1 protein-coding gene is annotated in these 1234 nt (G+C 72.4%); it reads right to left on the minus strand.

The features are described 5' to 3' along the window. Window positions 1-1234: hypothetical protein (locus NQ160_RS23975; protein WP_257517477.1), on the minus strand; the 1234-nt coding region annotated here is incomplete at both ends.

Raw genomic sequence — 1234 nt, forward strand, 5'->3', positions numbered from 1 at the left:
GCCGCACCTCGCCGGTGAGCCCCGGGGGCAGCTCCGAGTCCTTGCGCGAACGCTCCGGCGGCGCGGCCGAGCCGCGGAAGGCCGAGATCTCGGCGCTCGTGGCGACGAGGTCGCCGGCGAGGCGCGCGCGCTCGTCGACCGTGATCGTGATGCTGGGGACGACCGGCAGCAGCGTCAGCAGATTCTCCGCTGCCAGCTGCACGTCGAAGATGCGCATGCGCAGCACGCGCATCCGCATCGGATTCATCTGATCCCCCGACATCCGCTCGAGCGGCCCGTTGATGTCATCGACGGTGTGCTCCAGCGCGGTGCGGGCTGAGCGCAGCTCACGCACCAGGCGTCTGTCGGCTCGACCGCTGGATACGAGGTCGACGAGCGTGTCGAGCAGGTCCTCGATGCGCTCGTACACTGCCGCGATGCCGCCGTGCACCTGCCGAGACGGCGGCGCGCCGGGGATCGCCTGCACCAGCCAGCTCGCCGCGAGGCCGATGATCGCCGCGAGCAGCGAGAAGAGGACGTCCTGCGACGACAGGTGCACGAGCAGGCTGAAGTAGAAGATCAGGAAGAACAGCTTTCCCATCGCTCCCACCCGCGGGCCGAAGCGCTGCAGCCAGACGGCGAGTCCCGCGGCGAGCGCCATCGACACCACGATGACGGGCTGGTCCGCCGACAGCAGTGCCCCGAGCACGACGGCGAGCGACACCGGGATGATCGAGACGAGGGCACGCACCGTGCGCGCGGCGGGCGCGGCCTGCGCCGCGGCCGCGGGCGTCGTGAACAGCGCCACCATCGCGGCGAACACTGGACCGCTCTGGTCGCCCGGTCCGAGAACCTGCGACAGCGGGATCACCACCGCCAGCGCGACCGCCACCGCCGCCAGGGTGCGGAGCGCATCGACCAGACGTGCCCAGCCGGGGTCGATGAACAGGTGGCGTCGGCGCAGCCAGCGTGTCAAGCGGGACGGCCGGCGGCCGGGATCACCCTCGAGCGGCGCCCCCAGGATCGGGACCCGCGCGCCGACGTCCGAGGCGGCGAACAGCTCGGCAGGGGTCGCCTCGTCCAGCGGGATGCCGTCGGGCGTTGCCGCCGTGCCCCGGTACACGGGCTGGTAGTCGAGGTCCCTCGACACCAGCGCCAGCAGCCACTGCGACTGCACCTCGAACGGCAGCCACTGCACGTAGCGCCGGTAGGCGTCGGCCGTGCCGGGGTCGGCAGAGCGCTGCGCCGCCGCAGC

This window comes from Microbacterium sp. zg.Y909, assembly GCF_024626565.1.